This window comes from uncultured Amaricoccus sp., from assembly GCF_937858865.1.
Lineage (GTDB): Bacteria > Pseudomonadota > Alphaproteobacteria > Rhodobacterales > Rhodobacteraceae > Amaricoccus.
On sequence record NZ_CALLYO010000630.1, the window covers coordinates 1 to 1,540 of the forward strand.

Sequence of the window (1,540 nt, forward strand, 5' to 3'; positions counted from 1 at the left end):
CGCGCGAGGAGCGCGTCCTGCGCATGCGCTTCGGCATCGGCATGAACACCGACCATACGCTCGAGGAGGTCGGCCAGCAGTTCAGCGTCACCCGCGAGCGCATCCGCCAGATCGAGGCGAAGGCACTGCGGAAGCTGAAGCATCCGAGCCGGTCGCGGAAGCTGCGGAGCTTCCTGGACCAGTGACTTCCGACGACGAGATCCGGAAGCTAAGGGAGTCAGCGCAGGTGTTGCTGACTCTCTTGCGCTGTATCTCCATGAAGCGGGCGTTGGCGGCGGACGGAACTGATCATCTGAACTTCTTCAGGCTCTACGACGCCTGCCTGATGGATGTATCCATCATGTCGTGGTGCAAGTTATTTGGGTCTCGAAATGAGCAGCTCCATTGGACAGCTCTCTTCCCCGATTGTGACGATCAGCAAAGTCTGAAAGGTGACCTGGATCCTGCGGCGGGAGGTGACCTCGACGCGCTTTCGACGACCATTCGGAACTATCGCGACACCTATGTCGCCCATCATGATTTGAAAGAGTCGAAACGCGCAAAAGCACACCCGCACCTGAGTACCCTACAGGCGACGGGACAGGTGTTATACATAGCCGTCTACGAAGCCCTGCAGCGGCGCGATCGTACGAACCGGCTGCCTCGACCGGATATGATCACCGGCGCGAGCTTGGCGGAAATAGAGCGTCAATGGAGAGTCATCGGGGATGCGGCGAGGAGCGCAACCCGGGACCTCAGTGATTCCCCGAACCAAGCTCCTGCATTGACTTAACGTACGTAATCTCGTACGTAAGTCCCATGAGAACCCTTTCCTCCACTGCCCTCCGTGCCAACCTCTCCGCCGTGATGGACAAGGTGAACGACGACCACGAACCGGTCATCGTCACCCGCGCCAAGGGCAAGCCCGTGGTCATGGTCTCGCTCGAGGACTGGGCCTCGATGGACGAGACCACCTACCTGCTGTCGAGCCCGGAGAACGCCCGTCGCCTTCGGGAGGCGATCCGGCAACTGAACGAGGGAAAGGGCGTCATCCGCGATCTGATCGGGGAATGAACCTCGTCTTCGCGCCGAACGGCTGGGAGGACTACCTGCACTGGCAGGCCACCGACAAGGCGATGCTCCGCAAGCTCAACCGCCTGATCGAGGATTGCCTGCGCCACCCCTTCGAAGGCACCGGCAAGCCCGAGCCGCTCCGCGGCGACCTCGCCGGCTTCTGGTCCCGCCGCATCGACCGCGAGCATCGCTTGGTCTACCGCGTCACGGCCAGCGCGATTGAAGTCGTGCAGTGCCGCTACCACTACTAACCGGCCACCCGCACGTCCGTTCGCCTGAATTCTCGTCCACGAACAGGCGCTCGGCGAGCGCGGAGCGGCGAGGAGATTTCCCTGGACCGTTGGATTCCCGACGGCAGCCCTTCGAGGCCCTACCCCGCGCAGCTCCAGGCCGCCCCCGTCACCGCCGGATGCCGCAGCTCGGCGCCGAGATCGATCCCGAGTTCCTCGGCCAGCCCGCCGTTGATCTCGAGCACGTACTGGATCGC

4 protein-coding genes are annotated in these 1,540 nt (G+C 62.7%); all 4 read left to right on the top strand.

Going from position 1 to position 1,540, the window contains the following annotated elements; genetic code table 11:
- Positions 1 to 185, top strand: a 185-nt coding sequence (locus Q0112_RS18880; RefSeq protein ID WP_297973813.1) for a sigma factor-like helix-turn-helix DNA-binding protein, incomplete at its 5' end; no start/stop codon positions are given.
- A gap of 41 nt (positions 186 to 226) precedes the next feature.
- On the top strand, positions 227 to 772 hold the full coding sequence (locus Q0112_RS18885) for a hypothetical protein (protein WP_297977621.1): 546 nt from the start codon (positions 227 to 229) through the stop codon (positions 770 to 772).
- 26 nt (positions 773 to 798) lie between these two features.
- Complete coding sequence (locus Q0112_RS18890) at positions 799 to 1,053, top strand: type II toxin-antitoxin system Phd/YefM family antitoxin (RefSeq protein WP_297977622.1); 255 nt, start codon at positions 799 to 801, stop codon at positions 1,051 to 1,053.
- Entirely contained in the window at positions 1,050 to 1,304 is a 255-nt protein-coding gene (locus Q0112_RS18895) for a Txe/YoeB family addiction module toxin (protein WP_297977623.1), read from the top strand. The genes Q0112_RS18890 and Q0112_RS18895 overlap by 4 nt, the downstream gene beginning before the upstream one ends.
- The last annotated feature ends 236 nt before the right edge of the window (positions 1,305 to 1,540 follow it).

Coding starts and splice junctions, on each gene's coding strand:
- Q0112_RS18890 (WP_297977622.1), top strand. CDS start 799: ATGAGAACCCTTTCCTCCACTGCCCTCCGTGCCAACCTCTCCGCCGTG.
- Q0112_RS18895 (WP_297977623.1), top strand. CDS start 1,050: ATGAACCTCGTCTTCGCGCCGAACGGCTGGGAGGACTACCTGCACTGG.